The 19,670-nt window shown below is 51.2% G+C and carries 15 protein-coding genes; 7 read left to right on the top strand and 8 right to left on the bottom strand.

Going from position 1 to position 19,670, the window contains the following annotated elements:
- Positions 1-21 precede the first annotated feature (21 nt).
- Positions 22-1,488, top strand: a complete 1,467-nt coding sequence (gene guaB, locus OGX97_RS22740; protein WP_003037756.1) for an IMP dehydrogenase — start codon at positions 22-24, stop codon at positions 1,486-1,488.
- A 63-nt stretch (positions 1,489-1,551) separates the two neighbouring features.
- The gene (gene guaA / locus OGX97_RS22735; protein WP_008785448.1) at positions 1,552-3,129 is read left to right on the top strand and encodes a glutamine-hydrolyzing GMP synthase; all 1,578 of its coding nucleotides are present in this window, start codon (positions 1,552-1,554) and stop codon (positions 3,127-3,129) included.
- Between the two features lie 134 nt (positions 3,130-3,263).
- On the opposite strand, the gene mscS is transcribed toward guaA, so the two are convergent.
- On the bottom strand, positions 3,264-4,142 hold the full coding sequence (mscS, locus tag OGX97_RS22730) for a small-conductance mechanosensitive channel MscS (RefSeq protein WP_048234740.1): 879 nt from the start codon (positions 4,140-4,142) through the stop codon (positions 3,264-3,266).
- A 363-nt stretch (positions 4,143-4,505) separates the two neighbouring features.
- Positions 4,506-4,709, bottom strand: a complete 204-nt coding sequence (locus OGX97_RS22725; protein ID WP_008785446.1) for a YfgG family protein — start codon at positions 4,707-4,709, stop codon at positions 4,506-4,508.
- A 350-nt stretch (positions 4,710-5,059) separates the two neighbouring features.
- Here OGX97_RS22725 and OGX97_RS22720 point away from each other — a divergent pair, with 350 nt between their 5' ends.
- The gene (locus OGX97_RS22720; RefSeq protein ID WP_286592733.1) at positions 5,060-7,330 is read left to right on the top strand and encodes a bifunctional diguanylate cyclase/phosphodiesterase; all 2,271 of its coding nucleotides are present in this window, start codon (positions 5,060-5,062) and stop codon (positions 7,328-7,330) included.
- Here OGX97_RS22720 and ppx read toward each other — a convergent pair.
- From ppx to purM, 4 genes are all read right to left on the bottom strand, one after another.
- Positions 7,310-8,851 carry an exopolyphosphatase gene (gene ppx, locus OGX97_RS22715; protein ID WP_032944195.1) on the bottom strand — a complete coding sequence of 514 codons (1,542 nt, stop codon included), beginning with the start codon at positions 8,849-8,851 and terminating at the stop codon, positions 7,310-7,312. The two genes, OGX97_RS22720 and ppx, sit on opposite strands and share 21 nt — an antisense overlap.
- A 4-nt stretch (positions 8,852-8,855) precedes the next feature.
- On the bottom strand, positions 8,856-10,922 hold the full coding sequence (gene ppk1, locus OGX97_RS22710) for a polyphosphate kinase 1 (RefSeq protein ID WP_032944192.1): 2,067 nt from the start codon (positions 10,920-10,922) through the stop codon (positions 8,856-8,858).
- 215 nt (positions 10,923-11,137) lie between these two features.
- Positions 11,138-11,779 (bottom strand): phosphoribosylglycinamide formyltransferase, encoded by a 642-nt coding sequence (gene purN, locus OGX97_RS22705; RefSeq protein WP_279850720.1) that lies wholly within the window; start codon positions 11,777-11,779, stop codon positions 11,138-11,140.
- A complete protein-coding gene (gene purM / locus OGX97_RS22700) occupies positions 11,776-12,813 on the bottom strand; it encodes a phosphoribosylformylglycinamidine cyclo-ligase (protein ID WP_020996702.1) in 1,038 nt (345 codons plus the stop codon). Before purM ends, purN begins: the two co-directional genes overlap by 4 nt.
- A gap of 295 nt (positions 12,814-13,108) precedes the next feature.
- Here purM and OGX97_RS22695 point away from each other — a divergent pair, with 295 nt between their 5' ends.
- The 4 genes from OGX97_RS22695 (at position 13,109) to OGX97_RS22680 (ending at position 17,532) form a co-directional block, all read left to right on the top strand.
- On the top strand, positions 13,109-14,539 hold the full coding sequence (locus tag OGX97_RS22695; protein WP_279850721.1) for a 6-phospho-beta-glucosidase: 1,431 nt from the start codon (positions 13,109-13,111) through the stop codon (positions 14,537-14,539).
- A 183-nt stretch (positions 14,540-14,722) separates the two neighbouring features.
- Positions 14,723-15,349, top strand: coding sequence for a uracil phosphoribosyltransferase (gene upp / locus OGX97_RS22690; protein ID WP_003835110.1), 627 nt, complete (start codon positions 14,723-14,725; stop codon positions 15,347-15,349).
- 96 nt (positions 15,350-15,445) lie between these two features.
- Entirely contained in the window at positions 15,446-16,735 is a 1,290-nt protein-coding gene (uraA, locus tag OGX97_RS22685; protein WP_003835107.1) for a uracil permease, read from the top strand.
- Between the two features lie 95 nt (positions 16,736-16,830).
- Positions 16,831-17,532 (top strand): DnaA inactivator Hda, encoded by a 702-nt coding sequence (locus tag OGX97_RS22680; protein ID WP_211924219.1) that lies wholly within the window; start codon positions 16,831-16,833, stop codon positions 17,530-17,532.
- 35 nt (positions 17,533-17,567) lie between these two features.
- On the opposite strand, the gene arsC is transcribed toward OGX97_RS22680, so the two are convergent.
- Both arsC and bepA read right to left on the bottom strand, forming a co-directional pair.
- A complete protein-coding gene (gene arsC, locus OGX97_RS22675; protein ID WP_003037937.1) occupies positions 17,568-17,927 on the bottom strand; it encodes an arsenate reductase (glutaredoxin) in 360 nt (119 codons plus the stop codon).
- Between the two features lie 122 nt (positions 17,928-18,049).
- A complete protein-coding gene (bepA, locus tag OGX97_RS22670) occupies positions 18,050-19,513 on the bottom strand; it encodes a beta-barrel assembly-enhancing protease (RefSeq protein ID WP_008785438.1) in 1,464 nt (487 codons plus the stop codon).
- Positions 19,514-19,670: the final 157 nt, after the last annotated feature.

The raw sequence follows: 19,670 nt of genomic DNA, 5'->3' as shown, positions 1-19,670 counted from the left end.
CTCCCAGGTGAGATATTGCCCATGCTACGTATCGCAAAAGAAGCCCTGACGTTTGACGACGTCCTCCTCGTTCCCGCTCATTCTACCGTTCTGCCGAATACTGCTGACCTCAGCACCCAGTTGACGAAAACCATTCGCCTGAACATTCCTATGCTCTCCGCAGCAATGGACACCGTGACGGAAGCGCGCCTGGCAATTGCCCTGGCCCAGGAAGGCGGCATCGGTTTTATCCACAAAAACATGTCCATCGAGCGCCAGGCTGAAGAAGTTCGCCGCGTGAAGAAACACGAATCTGGCGTGGTAACTGACCCACAGACCGTACTGCCAACCACTACTCTGCGCGAAGTGAAAGAACTGACCGAGCGTAACGGCTTTGCTGGCTACCCGGTAGTGACTGAAGATAACGAACTGGTCGGCATCATCACCGGCCGTGACGTGCGTTTTGTGACTGACCTGAACCAGCCGGTTAGCGTATATATGACGCCAAAAGAGCGTCTGGTGACCGTTCGTGAAGGCGAAGCGCGCGATGTCGTTTTTGCCAAAATGCACGAAAAACGCGTTGAGAAAGCGCTGGTTGTTGATGACAGCTTCCACCTGCTCGGCATGATCACCGTAAAAGATTTCCAGAAAGCAGAACGTAAACCTAACGCCTGTAAAGACGAGCATGGTCGTCTGCGCGTTGGTGCAGCGGTAGGTGCTGGCGCAGGTAACGAAGAGCGTGTAGACGCGCTGGTTGCCGCTGGCGTAGACGTTCTGCTGATTGACTCCTCTCACGGCCACTCTGAAGGCGTTCTGCAGCGTATCCGTGAAACTCGCGCTAAATATCCTGACCTGCAGATCATCGGCGGTAACGTTGCTACGGGCGCAGGTGCTCGCGCGCTTGCTGAAGCTGGCTGCAGCGCAGTTAAAGTGGGTATCGGCCCTGGCTCCATCTGTACTACCCGTATCGTGACCGGCGTCGGTGTTCCGCAGATCACTGCCGTTTCTGATGCCGTTGAAGCGCTGGAAGGCACCGGTATTCCGGTTATCGCCGACGGCGGTATTCGTTTCTCCGGCGACATCGCTAAAGCGATTGCTGCTGGTGCTGCCGCAGTGATGGTTGGCTCCATGCTGGCGGGTACTGAAGAATCCCCGGGCGAAATCGAACTGTACCAGGGCCGTTCTTACAAATCTTACCGCGGTATGGGTTCTCTGGGCGCGATGTCCAAAGGGTCTTCTGACCGTTACTTCCAGAGCGATAACGCTGCTGACAAACTGGTCCCGGAAGGTATCGAAGGTCGCGTTGCCTATAAAGGTCGCCTGAAAGAGATCATTCACCAGCAGATGGGCGGCCTGCGCTCCTGTATGGGTCTGACCGGCTGTGGTACTATCGACGCGCTGCGAACGAAAGCAGAGTTTGTACGCATCAGCGGTGCGGGTATTCAGGAAAGTCACGTTCACGATGTGACCATCACCAAAGAGTCCCCTAACTACCGCATGGGCTCCTGATAAGTTTCCGCGCCCGGCTATATGCCGGGCGAATTTGTTTCACTTGCCTCGGAATTAGCGTCAATGACAGACAATATTCATAAACATCGCATTCTCATCCTCGATTTCGGCTCGCAGTACACTCAGCTGGTTGCACGTCGCGTACGTGAACTGGGCGTCTACTGTGAACTGTGGGCATGGGATGTTACGGAAGCACAAATTCGCGAATTCAACCCAAGCGGTATCATTCTTTCCGGTGGTCCGGAAAGTACCACCGAAGAAAACAGCCCGCGTGCGCCGGAATACGTTTTCAATGCGGGCGTGCCGGTGTTCGGCGTGTGCTACGGCATGCAGACCATGGCAATGCAGCTCGGTGGTCATGTTGAAGGTTCTAACGAACGTGAATTCGGCTATGCGCAGGTTGAAGTTCAAACCGACAGCGCGCTTGTCCGTGGTATTGAAGACTCCCTGACCGCAGACGGCAAACCGCTGCTGGACGTGTGGATGAGCCACGGCGACAAAGTGACCGCCATTCCGGAAGGTTTCGTGACCGTTGCCAGCACCGACAGCTGCCCGTTCGCTATCATGGCGCACGAAGAAAAACGCTTCTACGGCGTGCAGTTCCACCCGGAAGTTACCCACACCCGTCAGGGCATGCGCATGCTGGAGCGTTTTGTGCGCGACATCTGCCAGTGTGAAGCGCTGTGGACGCCGGCAAAAATTATCGATGACGCCGTTGCCCGCATTCGTGAGCAGGTTGGCAATGATAAAGTTATCCTCGGTCTGTCCGGCGGCGTTGACTCCTCCGTGACCGCGATGCTGCTGCACCGTGCAATCGGCAAAAACCTGACCTGCGTGTTCGTCGACAACGGTCTGCTGCGTCTCAACGAAGCTCAGCAGGTGATGGATATGTTCGGCGACCACTTTGGCCTGAACATCGTTCACGTGGAAGGCGAAAAGCGTTTCCTGGACGCGCTGAAAGGCGAGAACGACCCAGAAGCTAAACGTAAAATCATTGGCCGCGTATTCGTGGAAGTATTCGATGAAGAAGCGCTGAAGCTGGAAGACGTTAAGTGGCTGGCGCAGGGCACCATCTACCCGGACGTGATCGAATCCGCGGCATCTGCCACCGGCAAAGCGCACGTTATCAAATCTCACCACAACGTGGGCGGTTTGCCGAAAGAGATGAAGATGGGTCTGGTTGAACCGCTGCGTGAGCTGTTCAAAGACGAAGTGCGTAAGATTGGTCTGGAGCTGGGCCTGCCGTACGACATGCTGTACCGTCACCCGTTCCCGGGACCGGGTCTGGGCGTGCGTGTGCTTGGCGAAGTGAAGAAAGAGTACTGCGACCTGCTGCGTCGCGCGGATGCTATCTTCATTGAAGAGCTGCACAAAGCTGACCTGTACAACAAGGTAAGCCAGGCGTTCACCGTGTTCCTGCCGGTTCGTTCCGTTGGTGTGATGGGCGATGGCCGCAAGTACGACTGGGTTGTTTCCCTGCGTGCGGTCGAAACCATCGACTTTATGACCGCGCACTGGGCACACCTGCCGTATGACTTCTTAGGCCGCGTCTCTAACCGCATTATCAACGAAGTGAACGGTATTTCCCGCGTTGTGTACGACATCAGCGGTAAGCCGCCAGCTACCATTGAGTGGGAATGATATCCCTTTCCGTTAGCGGTTTTTTGAACCGGTAATATGCAAAAAACCCTCTGTTTATAGAGGGTTTTTTATTGCACGCATTTCAGAAAATACTTCAGCAAATACTTCAGGCGCATGTTCTGTAGGAAAGTACGCTAATCGACCAGTTGCAGCTGGGGCTGCTGCTGAGGTGTGACATTCTGAATACGCACATCCATCTGTGGATAGGGTAGGTCTATGTGGTTGGCGTCCAGCGCCTCTTTAATGTTTTCCAGCAGATCGTAATAGGTATTCCAGTATTCGATATTGGGCACCCATACGCGCACGTAAAAATTCAACGCTGAAGCGCCCAGTTCGCCCAGACGAACGGTTACCCCACGTTGCTTATCGATGCGGCTGTCCTGCTCGATAATGTGATTAATAACTTGCTTAACCTCTGCAATCCGACTCTGATAACCCACACCAATCACCAGATCGATACGACGAAAAGGGTGACGGGAATAGTTAATGATGTTGTCAGCGATGATCTTACCGTTTGGAATCACCACTTCTTTGCTGTCTGCGGTTAGCAGGGTGGTGGAGAAAATGTGCACCTTTTCTACTGTTCCGGTGACTGCACCAATCTGCACTACTTCTCCGGCGCGAAAAGGCCGCAGGGAAACCAACAGCACGCCAGCGGCAAAGTTGGAAAGCGAGCTTTGTAACGCGAGGCCAATGGCTAGTCCGGCGGCACCGATGACGGCAATAATGGAGGATGTTTCAATACCGATGCGACCTAATGCGGCGACGACGGAAAAGGCGAGGGTAATGTAACGTACCAGCGCGGTGAAGAACTGAATGATCGTTCTGTCGACTTTACGTTTAAGCAGTAACTTTTCCAGCCCACGAGAGAGCAGACGAGCGATAAATTTACCGATAAACAATAAGATCACGGCGGCAACGATATTCCAGCCGAATTGAATGACAGCATCGCTGTGCCCGGCGATCCACTCAAGGCCGCTTCTTATTTTCGGGAATAATAAAAAACCACTCATGGTATTACCCTGTAGAATTTAAAAATGATAACAATTCAAATAACTATTTAATTTTCATGCGAAATATAAATGCTTGCGTCAGTGATATTTGCTGGTGATATTAATTAGCGTTTATTTGAGCACTGTTTGTCTTTTTATGTCCGCTAAACCGGAACGTAAAATCAGCGCGAATGGTGCGGTGAAGTGGGATGAAAAGATTGTGCATTTGTGCGAAAAATACGGCCGATTATCTGATAATTAAGCGAGAGAGGGGGGATGTGTGTAAAGTTTCATCACTCAAATCCCTTACCGGATGGTTAAATGTCAGGCGATTAGCCATCCGGTAAGGAATCTTAATGCTGGGGGTATCACAGGCGCGAGCGATCAATGTTCGTCGGTTTGTGCAGGAGCTGTCTGTTGCGGCTGAGTGGTCTGCTGAGATTCTTTTTTGTCCTGGTGGTGATGCCACGCACCAATGGCGGAGTAGACGAAGCGTCCGAAGAAGAAGAGAAAGCTGATAAGCAGTACGATCCGGATCATGCGACTGTTAAATCGGTGTCGTTTGCGTAGGCTGGTAACCTGGCTCACAAAAGGTTCCTTGTAGTGTACCCAACTGAGGGCGATACTCACATTAAGGCACACTGTGAGGGAATGGTCAATTCTTCCTTATGTAAAATTGCTTCAGTTGTTTTATCTTCTTATGTTATGGAAATTAATATTATTATTTGCATGAATAATGTATTAACGATAAAAAATAATGAAAAGAGTAATAATTGATGAATGAGGGGGATGTTTTTTGATATGTATCAAGCATCACACTTTGCTGACAACTAAAATCGATGAATCATTGTGATGTATTTTACTTTATCGTTTTAAGGTCAGGTGGGATGCCTGTCTGAATACCCCCTACAGGATGTGTGGGATTCTACTGAGCATCTATGAAACTCAATAAAAATTATATTGGTATTAGAGATAGATGGTGGGCATTACCTCTCATCTTACCTTCTTTGTTGTTGCCTATATTGAGCACTGCCACCACCTATGCCCATATTAGTACGGGGACCGTAATTCTTTTCTACCTGCCGTTAGCGCTGATGATTAGCCTGATGCTTTTTTTTGGCTGGGCGGCATTGCCAGGTATTATCATTTCCATTATCTGGTACAAATATCCGCAGGTCGGGTTATTTGAAACACTTTCAATAATTTCGCACTTTATAGTTATAATCGTGCTTAGCTGGGGAGGATATAAAGTATTTTCTCCCCGACGAAACAACGTTTCCCACGGGGATTCTCACCTGATGTTTCAGCGTATGTTCTGGCAGGTCTTCTGCCCGGCAACGCTGTTTCTGATACTCTTCCAGTTTGCTGCATTTGTGGGTGTTTATGAAAGCAAATCCGGCATGGTGGGCGTTATGCCCTTCAATACAGGCACATTGATCAACTATCAGTCCATACTCGCGGGGAATCTTGTAGGTGTGCCGCTGTGTTATTTCATCATTCGAACAATTCGCAACCCCTTGCATCTGAGAGGCTATTTTTCTCAGTTAAAGCAGCAGTTTGATACCAAAGTGACTAAAACAGAGTTTGCGGTCTGGTTGATTATATTGACTGTGCTAATGGCAATGTTGTGTATGCCGCTCAATGAACAAAGCTCAATATTTAGCACTAATTATACCTTGTCACTGTTACTTCCCGTCATGCTGTGGGGGGCAATGCGTTACGGTTATAGATTTATTTCGGTGATATGGGCGGTCGTACTTATTACCGCAATTCATTATTATCAGCGCTATATGCCATGGTATTCGGGTTACGATACGCAGCTTGCCATTACCTCATCAAGTTATCTGGTTTTTTCCTTCATCGTGAATTTCATTGCTGTCCTGGCAACGCGTCAACGTTTTGTTACCCGGCGCAACCATCGCCTGGCCTTCTTTGACCCTATGGTGCATATTCCGAATTTGCGCGCTTTGAACCGGGATTTGAAAAACGCGCCATGGTCAGTGCTTTGCTTTTTGGGTGTTCCGGGCATGGAGCTGCTGGTGAAAAATTACGGCATTATGCTGCGTATCCAGTACAAGCAAAAACTGGCTCAGTGGATAACACCGTTGCTTGAACAGGATGAGCATGTCTATCAATTGTCAGGTAATGATTTAATCCTGCGTTTTAACACTGAGCTACACCAGGAGCGCATTGAAGCACTGGACAGGCATATCAAGCAGTTTCGTTTTGTCTGGGACGGAATGCCTTTGCAACCGCAGGTTGGGATCAGCTTTTGCTATGTCCGTTCTCCTGTTAACCATATCTATTTGTTGCTGGGAGAGTTAAGTACCATTGCCGAATTATCGCTGGCAACCAATTCACCAGAGAATTTGCAGCGGCGTGGTGTGATGCACCTGCAACGCGACCTGAAAGATAAAGTTGCGATGATGAACCGTATTCAGCAGGCGCTGGAGAACAATCGTTTTTTCCTGAAGGCGCAGCCGATTTTTGGCGTGCGTGGCGACGTTTATCACGAAATCCTCCTGCGGCTTGAGGGGGATGACGGTGAAACTATCGCCCCTGATAGCTTCTTGCCGGTAGCCCATGAGTTTGGTTTGTCATCCCGTATCGATCTGTGGGTGATTGAAAATACGTTGAAATTTATGGCGCAGAATCGGGAAAAAATGCCCGCCCACCGGTTTGCTATCAACTTATCACCCACCTCAGTATGTCGCGCGCGACTTCCTAATGACATCAATCAGTTACTGAATAAGTACAAGGTTGAAGCATGGCAACTTATCTTTGAAGTGACGGAAAGCAATGCCTTGACCAATGCGGAACAGGCACAGGCAACGTTGCTGCAGCTGCAATCACTGGGCTGTCAGATTGCGATTGATGATTTTGGTACTGGATATGCCAGCTATGCGCGGCTGAAAAATGTGAATGCCGATATCCTGAAAATTGACGGTAGCTTTATTCGCAATATTGTTTCGAACAGCCTCGACTACCAAATCGTGGCCTCTATTTGCCATCTTGCGCGGATGAAAAGAATGCTGGTGGTTGCGGAGTACGTCGAAAGCGAAGAAATACGCAGTGCGGTGATTTCACTGGGGATTGATTACATGCAGGGGTATCTGATTGGTGAGCCACTGCCGTTGAATGAAACGCTGGAAAAGCAGGTGCCAGATGAACTGACACCTGCTGAGATCTTATGCGGCGATATCGGGTGAGCTCTCTTCTTCAATTTTGAGTCGCCAGCCTGTTACGGCTTCCCAGTATTGCTGCTCTTTCTCCAGATCGAGCAGCACCAGCGCATTTTGGCTAAACCAGTCATGCGGGAAGCGTAAGGTCCAGTGGCTGTCGTCGGTTATCAGGGTCAAAGTCGGCGGTGTGGTGGTCGCCTGACGCTGATTATTCAACAGCACGCCCAGGCGCAGCAGCTGAATTAACGGCAGAAACTGTTTCTTCTTAAACAGCGTAAAGCGGGGCAAGTCGTCGAGCTTAATCGCTTTGCGATGATAACGAACTAATGTTGCCATCATCAGCTGTTGTTCCTGATTGAAACCAGGCAGATCGCTGTTTTGTAAGATATACGCAGAGTGGCGATGCAAACCGCTGTGGTTAATGTTCAGCCCAACCTCATGCAGCATTGCTGCCCAACGCAGTAACGCTTCCAGTTGGGGATTGGCCAGCTTTGGCTGCTGCGTATGCCACTGGTCGTACATTTGCATCGTCGTTTCTAGTACGCGCCGGGCCTGTTCGCTGTCAATGTTGTACTGGTTCGCCAGGCTGCTGGCGGTACGGCTACGAACATCCTGGTGGCGAAAACGGCCTTCCATCTCGTACAGCACGCCCTCACGTAACGCACCATCAGAAAGGCGAAGTTCGCGAATAGCTAACGCGTCAAAAACGCCGCACAGAATCGCGAGTCCGGGTACAAACACTGCTTTTCTTTCTTCTGACAACCCCGGCAAGCTGAGCGCATCAAATGACGCGTGCTTCAACACTTCAGATGTCAGCTTGTCCAGACGTTCGGGGGTGATAAAACCGTCTTTTTCACCCATCTCCAGCAGCACTTCATGGGCTGCCTTAATGGTGCCCGATGCGCCCAGCGCAACGTTCCAGCCCTGAATGCGAAACTGCCAGGTTAAGGTTTCGAGCTTTTGCGCAGCCGCCATGCGGGCACGCTGGAAGTTTTCGCGGTTAATTACACCGCGCGGGAAATACATCTGGGCAAAGCTGACGCAACCCATACGGCGGCTTTCGACCAGTTTAGGCTCGAAATCTTCCCCGATCACCAGTTCTGTTGAGCCGCCGCCGATATCGATAACCAGCTTGCGACCTTTTTCCGGCTGCGTATGTTCAACGCCCATAAAGATCAATCGGGCTTCTTCGTTGCCGGAAATAATCTCAATTGGGTAGGGGATGACTTTTTCCGCTCGCTTGAGAAAATCAGTCGCATTCAGTGCCTGACGCAAAGTATGGGTTCCCACGATACATACGCTTGATGGAGGAAACCCCTGCAAACGTTCGGCGAACAGTGATAAACAGCTTAGCCCGCGCTCCATGGCCTCTTCGCTCAGCTTGTTATCTTCGCCGAGGCCATCCGCCAGATGTACGCGTTGTTTCAGTCGCCCAATAATTTGCATTGCGCCATCAACCACGCGGGCAATGACCATATGGAAACTGTTTGAACCAAGGTCGACCGCAGCAAATTCCTGCGGTCGTGGAGTCTTGTCGTGTATTGGCATATCTTTAGTCAGGTTGCTCGAGTGATTTGATGTAATCGTAAATCGCCAATTGTGACTGAACCTTACGGCGGTTTCCGCGCGGTACGTAGCGATTACTCAGTTCTTTATCAATAAAGCGGGCTTTCACCGTGTCGCTGAACAGGATATCGATAATATCCAGCACGCGTTGCTTAAGGCGCGGGTCAAGAAGCGGTGTGGCAACTTCGATACGATAGTCGATGTTTCTTGTCATCCAGTCAGCGGAGGAGAGATACACCTGCTTGTCACCCCCGTTCTCGAAGATATAGACCCGGTCATGTTCAAGATAGCGATCAACGATGCTGATAACGCGAATATTGTCGCTGATACCTTCCAGATTCGGAATCAAAGAACACATACCACGAATCAACAAATTGACCGGCACACCAGAGCTTGAGGCCGCATAGAGGCGGTCAACCAGACCTTTATCGACCAGGTTATTCAGTTTTAGCGTAATGCCGGAAGGCAGTCCTTGCTGCGCGTTGGCGATTTCTTTGTCGATCATCGCGTACAGCAGACGGCGTGAGTTCTGCGGGGAAACCAGCAGATAATCGAACGTCACCGGGCGATACGGGTTCTCGATGAAGTTAAACACCCGACGCACTTCGTTGGTAATGCGCGAATCGGCAGTTAGCAACGAGTAGTCGGTATACAGGCGTGCCGTTTTTTCGTTGAAGTTCCCCGTCCCGATATGCGCATAGCGCACGACTTCATCACCTTCTTTACGCGAGATAAGGAACAGTTTGGCGTGAATTTTCAGGCCTGGCGCGGAGAAGATGACGTGAACGCCTGCTTCGGTAAGACGCTTGGCCCAATGGATGTTGGCTTCTTCATCGAAGCGGGCCTGCAATTCCACCACCACGGTGACTTTCTTACCGTTGTGCGCGGCATGGATCATTGAATCTATGATGCGTGAATCTTTTGCCACACGGTAGATGTTGATCTTTATAGCCAGCACGCTCGGGTCGAAAGAGGCCTGGCGCAGCAGTTCAAGAACGTGCTCAAAGGTGTGATAGGGGTAATACAGCAGCACGTCGCGTTCACGAACGGCGTCAAAGCCGTTACGAAACTTCTCGTTGTCGAACCAGATATGGCGCAGACGCGGCAGCGGTTTGTTCACCAGGTTAGCTTTGCCAACGTTAGGGAAGTTAATAAAGTCTTTGAAGTTATGGTAACGCCCGCCGGGAACAATCGAGTCGTAGCGAGAAATCGTCAGTTTTTCACGCAGTACTTCGACCAGTGCATTGGGCATGTCACGCTGATAGACAAAACGTACAGGTTCTGCGGTCAGACGCTGTTTCAGGCTGGATGACATCAGCTCCATCAGGCTCGATTCCATCTCGTGCACCAAATCGTATTCGGCGTCACGGGTCATTTTCATCGAATAGGCGTTCAGTGCGTCGTAGTCAAAGAACCCTTTGAAAATGTCGTCAAGGCAGTAACGTAAGATGTTGTCCAGCAGGATCATCGGTTTGCGACGGCGCGGGGTTTCCGGCGGCAGATTCACAAAACGGGGAACCTTGTCGGAAGGGATTTCCAGCAGCGCGTAGCGGATCGTATCACCACGGATAATTTCTACCGCCAGATAGGTGTAGTCATCTTTCAAAAACTGGACTAAATCCGTCTCGCGGTTAATCAGGATCGGCGTGATGTGCTGGCGAAGATATTGCTTGAAGTAATGACGCAACCAGCTTTGCTGATTGACCGACAACTGGCGTTCGTTGATTAAGAAAATCTGATTGCGCGCCATTTCCAACAGCAACTCGTTGTACAGGCCGTCAAATTCCTGATCGGCTTTTAATACGCGGGCCTGGATTTTGCCTAACAAATGGCGGGAGTGAGAGTTTGAACCCTGTTCTTCGCTAATAATGATTCGGCGCTTCAGTTCGGCAAAACGAACCTTATAAAACTCGTCGAGATTATTGGAATAGATGCCTAAGAAACGCATCCGTTCGATCAACGGGTTTGACTTATCAGCAGCTTCCTGGAGTACACGTTCGTTGAACGCTAACCAACTGAGTTCTTTCTCGATGTATAGCTTTTCCTGACCCATTACCACTTTTACTCCGTTTCATTCACGGGACACTACCGATTTATTATGGCGAGCATTGCTCTCAGATGTCCAACTGTGCCAGAAAAATATGACAATAAACCGTCTGATAGCAAAGAGAAAGGGGGAGCGTAGATGAATACCGGTGGTATTAACCGGAAAAGGTAGTTATGCCTGTAAGCCGGATGGTGACATTCGGCTTACAGGTTGTTTTTTTATTATTCGTCGGCGGCGTAGCCTTGTGGAGGCAAACGAACGCCATCCAGCCATGCAGCGTTATCACGCATCTTCAGGCGACCGTCGATAAACCAGCTTACCACCAGCGGGTAAATGGTATGTTCCTGAGCCTGAACCCGTGCCGTGACGTCATCTTCGCTGTCGCCTTCAAATACTGGGACTTTGGCCTGGAGAATGACCGGTCCGCCGTCCAACTCATCCGTCACGAAATGGACTGAGGTACCATGTTCTTCATCGCCGTTTTCCAGTACCTGGCGATGCGTATGCAGGCCGGGATACTTCGGCAATAAAGACGGGTGGATATTCAGCAATAGTTCAGCATAGTGAGCGACAAACGCCGGGCTGAGGATACGCATATAACCGGCCAGCACCACAACATCGGGTGCATAGGCGTCAATCTCTTGTATCAGTTGGCGGTCGAATGCTTCGCGACTTGCAAACTGGGCAGCTTCCAGCGAGTGTGCCGGAATATTCGCTTCGCGTGCGCGCTCAAGGCCGAACGCATCGGCCTTGTTACTGAATACTGCACGTATGGTGCCATTGATTTTTTTCTGTTCGCAGGCGTCGATTATCGCCTGCAAATTACTTCCGTTGCCGGAAATGAGCACCACAATGTTTTTCATTCAATGACCACACGCTGTTCGGAATCAGAAGCTTTGATGATACCGATTTTCCATGCGTTTTCACCTTTCTCATTGAGCAAAGCAAGGGCTTTGTCCACTTCCGGAGCTGGCAGGGCGATAACCATACCTACACCGCAGTTAAAGGTGCGATACATCTCATGCTGGCTGACGTTACCCGCCGTTTGCAGCCAGTTGAAGACGGCTGGCCACTGCCATGAAGATTCGTCGATCACTGCCTGCGTGTTGTCTGGCAGAACGCGTGGAATATTTTCCCAGAAGCCGCCGCCGGTCAGGTGGGCAATGGCGTGCACATCAACCTTCTCGATCAGTTCCAGAATGGATTTCACGTAAATGCGGGTAGGGGCCAGTAAGTGATCGGCCAGCGGCTTGCCTTCAAGCTCGGTGGTTTCTGGGTCACAACCGCTGACTTCTACAATTTTACGCACCAGAGAGTAGCCGTTGGAGTGCGGGCCGCTGGAGCCGAGCGCAATCAGTACGTCACCGTCAGCCACTTTTGAACCGTCGATAATCTCTGATTTTTCGACGACGCCAACGCAGAAACCTGCCACGTCGTAATCTTCGCCGTGGTACATCCCTGGCATTTCAGCTGTTTCCCCACCGACCAGCGCACAGCCAGACTGCAGGCAGCCTTCGGCAATCCCGTTAATGACGCTGGCTGCGGTGTCCACATCCAGTTTGCCGGTAGCATAGTAGTCGAGGAAGAACAGTGGCTCAGCGCCCTGAACCACGAGGTCGTTGACGCACATTGCGACGAGGTCAATGCCGATAGTGTCGTGGCGTTTCAGATCCATCGCCAGACGCAGTTTTGTACCAACGCCATCAGTGCCGGAAACCAGTACCGGTTCACGATATTTTTGCGGCAATGCGCACAGCGCACCGAAGCCACCCAGACCACCCATAACTTCCGGACGACGAGTTTTCTTTACTACGCCTTTGATTCGATCAACCAGAGCATTACCTGCATCAATATCAACACCGGCATCTTTGTAGCTAAGAGAGGTTTTATCGGTCACTGCCTGCTTCCCCACATGTTTACTTGCAGTAAAAGTTAAATTCGGCGCAATTCTAACAGGGAAAGCAAACGTTTGCGAGCCTGCTCTGCATCAAGTTTTATCTGCTGGTTTTTTCGGCATTTTACAATCATTTATCTATTTGTTTGAGCTGGGCCACGAAAATGAAACCGGGTACAGTCTTGTGCTTGAATCCTGTTAGCCGAATGCACAGTATCGTACTGAAACCGGTTTCTGTTTTCTGTTGCGGACCTCATCAACAGCGTTTTGCGCAGAGTCATCACGATAGGGGAAGGGTATGTCAGGATTTAAAGCAGATTTCATGTGGGGTGGTGCTGTCGCTGCTCATCAACTGGAAGGTGGCTGGCAGGAGGGCGGAAAAGGCGTCAGCGTTGCTGATGTCATGACCGCGGGAGCGCATGGTGTGGCGCGTGAAATTACCGACGGTGTGATTGCCGGTAAAAATTACCCTAACCATGAGGCCATCGATTTTTATCATCGCTATAAAGACGACATAAAGCTGTTTGCCGAAATGGGGTTTAAATGTTTTCGCACCTCTATTGCCTGGACACGTATTTTTCCCTTAGGCGATGAAGAACAACCCAATGAGGCTGGCCTACAGTTCTATGATGGCCTGTTTGACGAATGCCTGAAATACGGCATTGAGCCGGTGATTACGCTGTCGCATTTTGAGATGCCTTACCATCTGGTGACGGAGTACGGCGGCTGGCGCAACCGCAAGCTTATCGATTTCTTTGTCCGTTTTGCCAGGGTGGTATTCACTCGTTACCAGCACAAAGTGAAGTACTGGATGACGTTTAATGAGATTAACAACCAGGCAAATTATCACGAAGATTTCGCGCCCTTTACTAACTCAGGTCTGAAATACCAGCCAGGCGAAGACCGCGAGCCGGTCATGTACCAGGCGGCGCACTATGAGCTGGTGGCAAGCGCGCTGGCGGTAAAGGTCGCGCGTGAGATTAACCCGGAATTACAGATAGGGTGCATGATTGCCATGTGTCCAATCTATCCGCTGACCTGCGCGCCAGACGATATGATGATGGCGATGAATGCCATGCACCGGCGTTACTGGTTTACTGACGTCCATGTGCGCGGCAAATACCCGCGGCATCTTCTCAACTACTTTGCCCGTCGTGGCTTTGAACTGGATATCACCGAGGAAGACTGTCAGGCGCTGGCCAAGGGCTGCGTTGATTACATCGGCTTTAGCTATTATATGTCTTTCGCGACCCAGGCAACGGCGGACAACACACAGCTGGATTACGACGAGTCGAAAAGCCTGGTTTCCAACCCGTACGTGCAGAAATCGGACTGGGGCTGGCAGATTGATCCGGTTGGCCTGCGTTATTCACTGAACTGGTTCTGGGATCATTATCAACTGCCACTATTTATTGTGGAGAATGGATTTGGCGCCATTGATGTGCGCGAGGACGATGGTACAGTTAACGACCAGTACCGTATTGACTACCTTGCCGCCCACATACGTGAGATGAAAAAAGCGGTGGTGGAAGATGGCGTGGATCTGATGGGATATACCCCGTGGGGCTGCATTGATTTAGTCTCTGCCGGGACAGGGGAGATGAAAAAACGCTACGGGTTTATCTATGTCGATAAAAATAATGACGGTAGCGGGACATTAACGCGCTCACCTAAAAAATCTTTTTCGTGGTATCAAAAAGTCATCCAGACCAATGCTGAATATCTTTAAAATTCATAGCATTGACAGCGATCCCCGCCATCAGTGCGGGGCTTGTTTTATACTCATCATTCAGACGCAAATGACTTTGGTTGATCCATATCAAGCGTATGCAGTGTTGCGCCAGAGAGGAAAAGCGGTATAATCCGGCGATTTTTTTTGTGGTTGCCATTCGTCTGAGGAAAGGAGAAGAGTATGAAGATCGTGGAAGTCAAACACCCACTCGTCAAACACAAGCTGGGACTGATGCGTGAAAACGACATCAGCACTAAACGCTTTCGTGAACTCGCCTCGGAAGTTGGCAGTCTGCTGACTTATGAAGCAACCGCTGGTCTGGAAACCGAAAAGGTGACCATTGAAGGCTGGAACGGTCCAGTTGAAGTTGACCAAATCAAAGGCAAAAAAATCACCGTTGTGCCTATCCTGCGTGCGGGCCTGGGCATGATGGAAGGCGTTCTGGAAAACGTTCCGAGCGCGCGTATCAGCGTTGTTGGTATGTACCGTAACGAAGAGACGCTGGAGCCGGTTCCGTATTTCCAGAAGCTGGTTTCTAACATCGATGAGCGTATGGCGCTGATCGTTGACCCAATGCTGGCAACCGGCGGCTCTGTTATCGCCACTATCGATCTGCTGAAAAATGCAGGCTGCACCAGCATTAAAGTGCTGGTCCTGGTTGCGGCACCGGAAGGTATCGCGGCACTGGAAAAAGCGCACCCGGATGTGGAGCTGTACACCGCCTCCATCGATCAGGGACTGAACGAGCACGGATACATTATTCCGGGGCTCGGCGATGCCGGCGATAAGATTTTTGGTACTAAGTAAACGAATAAGTGAAAAGAAGCCGACTTTAAGAGTCGGCTTTTTTTTGAATAAAACAACCCAATGGCTAATAACAAACAACACTCAGAGGAAAACACTATGACGCGCCGTGCTATCGGGGTGAGTGAAAGACCGCCGCTTTTACAGACAATCCCGCTTAGTTTGCAGCACCTGTTCGCCATGTTTGGCGCAACGGTACTGGTGCCAGTCCTGTTCCACATCAACCCGGCTACCGTTCTGCTGTTTAACGGCATTGGTACGTTGCTGTATCTCTTTATTTGTAAGGGTAAAATTCCCGCATATCTGGGTTCCAGCTTTGCCTTTATTTCCCCGGTACTGCTGCTGCTGCCGTTAGGGTATGAAGTGGCGCTGGGCGGTTTCATTATGTGTGGCGTCCTGTTCTGCCTGGTTTCTTTTATTGTTAAGAAGGCAGGAACCGGCTGGCTGGATGTCATGTTCCCGCCTGCGGCGATGGGCGCAATCGTTGCCGTCATCGGTCTGGAGCTGGCTGGCGTTGCTGCGGGTATGGCGGGGTTACTGCCTGCTGAAGGGCAATTACCGGATTCAAAAACCATCATCATTTCTATGGTGACGCTGGCGGTAACGGTCTTTGGTTCCGTATTGTTCCGCGGTTTTATGGCGATTATCCCGATTCTGATCGGGGTGCTGGCCGGTTATGCGCTCTCCTTCGTGATGGGCGTTGTGGACACTACGCCGATTGCGCAGGCCCACTGGTTCGCGCTGCCGACGTTCTACACGCCGCGTTTTGAGTGGGTTGCCATTCTGACCATCCTGCCAGCGGCGCTGGTGGTCATCGCTGAACACGTCGGGCATCTGGTGGTGACGGCGAATATCGTGAAAAAAGATTTGATTCGCGATCCTGGCCTGCATCGTTCTATGTTTGCCAACGGTCTGTCTACGGTAATCTCTGGTTTCTTCGGCTCTACGCCGAACACCACATACGGCGAAAACATCGGCGTAATGGCGATCACCCGCGTTTACAGTACCTGGGTTATCGGCGGTGCGGCAATTTTCGCCATTCTGCTCTCCTGCGTGGGTAAACTGGCGGCGGCGATCCAAATTATCCCACTGCCGGTGATGGGCGGCGTATCACTGCTGCTGTACGGTGTGATTGGTGCTTCTGGTATTCGCGTACTGATCGAGTCGAAGGTTGACTATAACAAGGCGCAGAACCTGATCCTGACCTCGGTTATTTTGATCATCGGCGTAAGTGGCGCGAAAGTTCACATCGGTGCCGCAGAGCTGAAAGGCATGGCGCTGGCGACCATCGTTGGTGTCTGTCTGAGCCTGATTTTCAAAGTTATCAGCCTGCTGCGTCCGGAAGAAGTTGTGCTTGACGCGAAAGATGCAGACAGTCCGCAACAGTAAATCTCTGACCGGGCGGCAGCGCTGCCCGGTTCTATCGCGACGTATTTCTGTGTTAAACTCAACGCGATTTTATGAAATCCTGGGTTGAGGTATCTCTGAACACACCGGCACAGCTCTCTTTGCCACTTTATCTTCCTGACGACGAAACTTTCGCAAGTTTCTGGCCGGGGGATAACTCCTCTTTACTGGCTGCACTGCAAAACGTGCTGCGTCAGGAACATAGCGGGTATATTTATCTCTGGTCGCGTGAAGGCGCTGGCCGTAGTCATTTGCTGCATGCAGCCTGTGCGGAACTGTCCGCGCGCGGCGATGCGGTAGGCTACGTGCCGCTCGACAAACGCACCTGGTTCGTCCCCGAGGTGCTCGACGGGATGGAGCATTTATCGCTGGTTTGCATCGATAACATCGAATGTGTGGCCGGTGATTCGCTGTGGGAAATGGCGATCTTTGATCTCTACAACCGTATCCTGGAGTCGGGGAAAACGCGCTTGCTGATCACCGGCGATCGTCCGCCAAGACAGCTGAATCTAGGGTTGCCGGATCTCGCCTCACGCCTGGACTGGGGGCAAATCTACAAGCTACAACCGCTTTCCGATGAAGATAAGCTGCAGGCGTTGCAATTACGCGCCAGACTTCGTGGATTTGAACTGCCGGAAGATGTGGGACGTTTTCTGCTAAAGCGTCTGGATCGAGAAATGCGAACGCTGTTTATGACGCTGGATCAGCTTGATCATGCTTCGATCACCGCCCAGCGTAAGCTGACCATTCCGTTCGTAAAAGAAATTCTGAAGCTGTAAGCGCCGCAGCCGAGCAGACTGCGGCAGGTTGCAGGTTAACCGACGATTTCCAGTACCTGCTCGGGCGGGCGTCCAATTCGAGCCTGACCTTTGGCAACCACAATCGGGCGCTCCATCAGTTTCGGGTTTTCTACCATTGCCTGAATCAGCGCATCTTCACTCAGATTTTTGTCCGCCAGGTTAAGCGATTTATAGAGATCCTCTTTCTGGCGCATCAGTTCACGCGCGCTGGACATGCCGAGCATTTGCAGCAGTTCACGCAGGGTTGCTGCATCAGCCGGCGTTTCCAGATACAACACCACTTCCGGGTCCACGCCGTTGGACTTCAGTAATTCCAGCGTTTCACGGCTCTTGGAGCAGCGTGGGTTATGGTAGATTTTAATCGCGTCTGACATGACTTCTCCTTGCATAACAATACTGCCGGATGGCGGCCAAAAGACCTTATCCGGCCTACATTTTGCGTCTGACGTAGGCCGATAAGACGCTACAGCGTCGCCATCCGGCAAGGGTTCGATAATTACATTTTCGTGTACGGTTTAAAACGTTCTTGCAGCTGGCGTAGCTGGTCAATACGGGCATCGTATCTGGCCTGCTGCTGGCTACCCAGTTTCACCTGAGAGCTTGCGCTGCTGAGCATCGAAATAGCCTGATCCAGACGTCCTGCGAGGGCATACCCCTCCGCGCGCGCCGCCAGCTCCTGATCGCGGTTGCTCAGGTTGGCTTCCGTTTGCGCTAACAGATCCCAGCCGTTAGGGTCATCTTTATGGTTAAACGTATAGCGATTCAGGATGGTCGCCGCCTCTTTGGCTTGTCCACCCTGTAAATAGGCATTCGCCAGGTTGAGCTGCAGAACCGGGTTAGTGCGCAGGTCTCGGGCGTTTTTCAGGCGGTTAATGGCATCACTGGTTTTCTTCTGGCCGAGATCGATATCCGTTGCCAGGTCGAGATACCAGGCATTGTTAGGATCTGCCGCCAGCAGCGGTTGCAGCGCTTTACGCGCCTCGTCGTATTTACTGGCTTCCATCGCCTGCAATGCCCGGCCATACTGGGCCGCACGTTGCTCACGTACGTTGCCTTTCGACCAGCTACTCAGCAGGTCATCGGTCAACTGGTTACGACCAGAGTTGTACATGCCTAAGGTTCGTGCCTTAGCCAGATAAAAATCTTCTGACGACTGGACGACCACCGGGCGCATCTGGTTGGCACGGTTACGGGCATCAGACAGACGGCTTTCCGGCAGGGGGTGAGTCAGCAAAATTTCCGGCGGACGCGAAGAGTAACGAGCCTGGTCGAGCAGTTTTTCCAGGAACGTTGGCATGGCCTGGGGATCGAATCCCGAGCGTTGCAGTACCTGAATACCAATGCGATCTGCTTCCTGTTCGTTTTGCTGCGTAAAGCTGATCATCCCCTGACGTGTACCCGCCAGCGTACCGGTCAGCGCCGCCATACCCGCCTGCGGGCTGGCCATCGCCAATAAAATTGAACCTAACGCACCAACCCACGTTAGCGGTGCGCTACGTTTCTGGTCTTCCATGGCACGCGCCAGGTGGCGTTGCGTGACGTGGGAAATTTCGTGCGCCATAACCGATGCCAGCTGGCTTTCGTTGTCGGAATAGCGGAATAGTGCAGAGTGCAGGACAACGTTGCCGCCAAAGAAAGCAAAGGCGTTGATTTCATCGTTGTTAATCAAAAAGAAGGTGAAGGGCGTTTTTACCGAGTCGGCGTGCGAGACCAGACGCATCCCCAGCGCATTAATATATTGGGTGAGCAATGGATCGTTAATTAATGGCGCACTGCCGCGCAGTTGGCGTACGTAATAATCGCCCATCTGCATTTCCTGTCCTATGGAAAGCGTACTGCCTGCCGACGTTCCCATATCAGGCAGGGTGTCCGCAGTATCAGCAAATGCGGGCGCAACCTGACCGATAGTCAGTGCGGCAATGAGGGTAGCAACCAGGTTTTTTTTCAACTGCCTGAACATAACCTCTGTCCTGTATTCTTTTTTGAGATAGCCATTTGACCGATGCTGTGAAGTATCGTTCACACTCCGCAAGCTTACGGAGTGTAACTGCGAAACCTGACGATGAACACCCAGGAAAAATGTCTTTTCACTTTGCGTAATCAGCCATAAAAAGCGA

The sequence above is a fragment of the Citrobacter sp. Cpo061 genome (assembly GCF_030332845.1).
Lineage (GTDB): Bacteria > Pseudomonadota > Gammaproteobacteria > Enterobacterales > Enterobacteriaceae > Citrobacter > Citrobacter portucalensis.
This window is presented reverse-complemented; position numbering and strand designations above follow the sequence as displayed.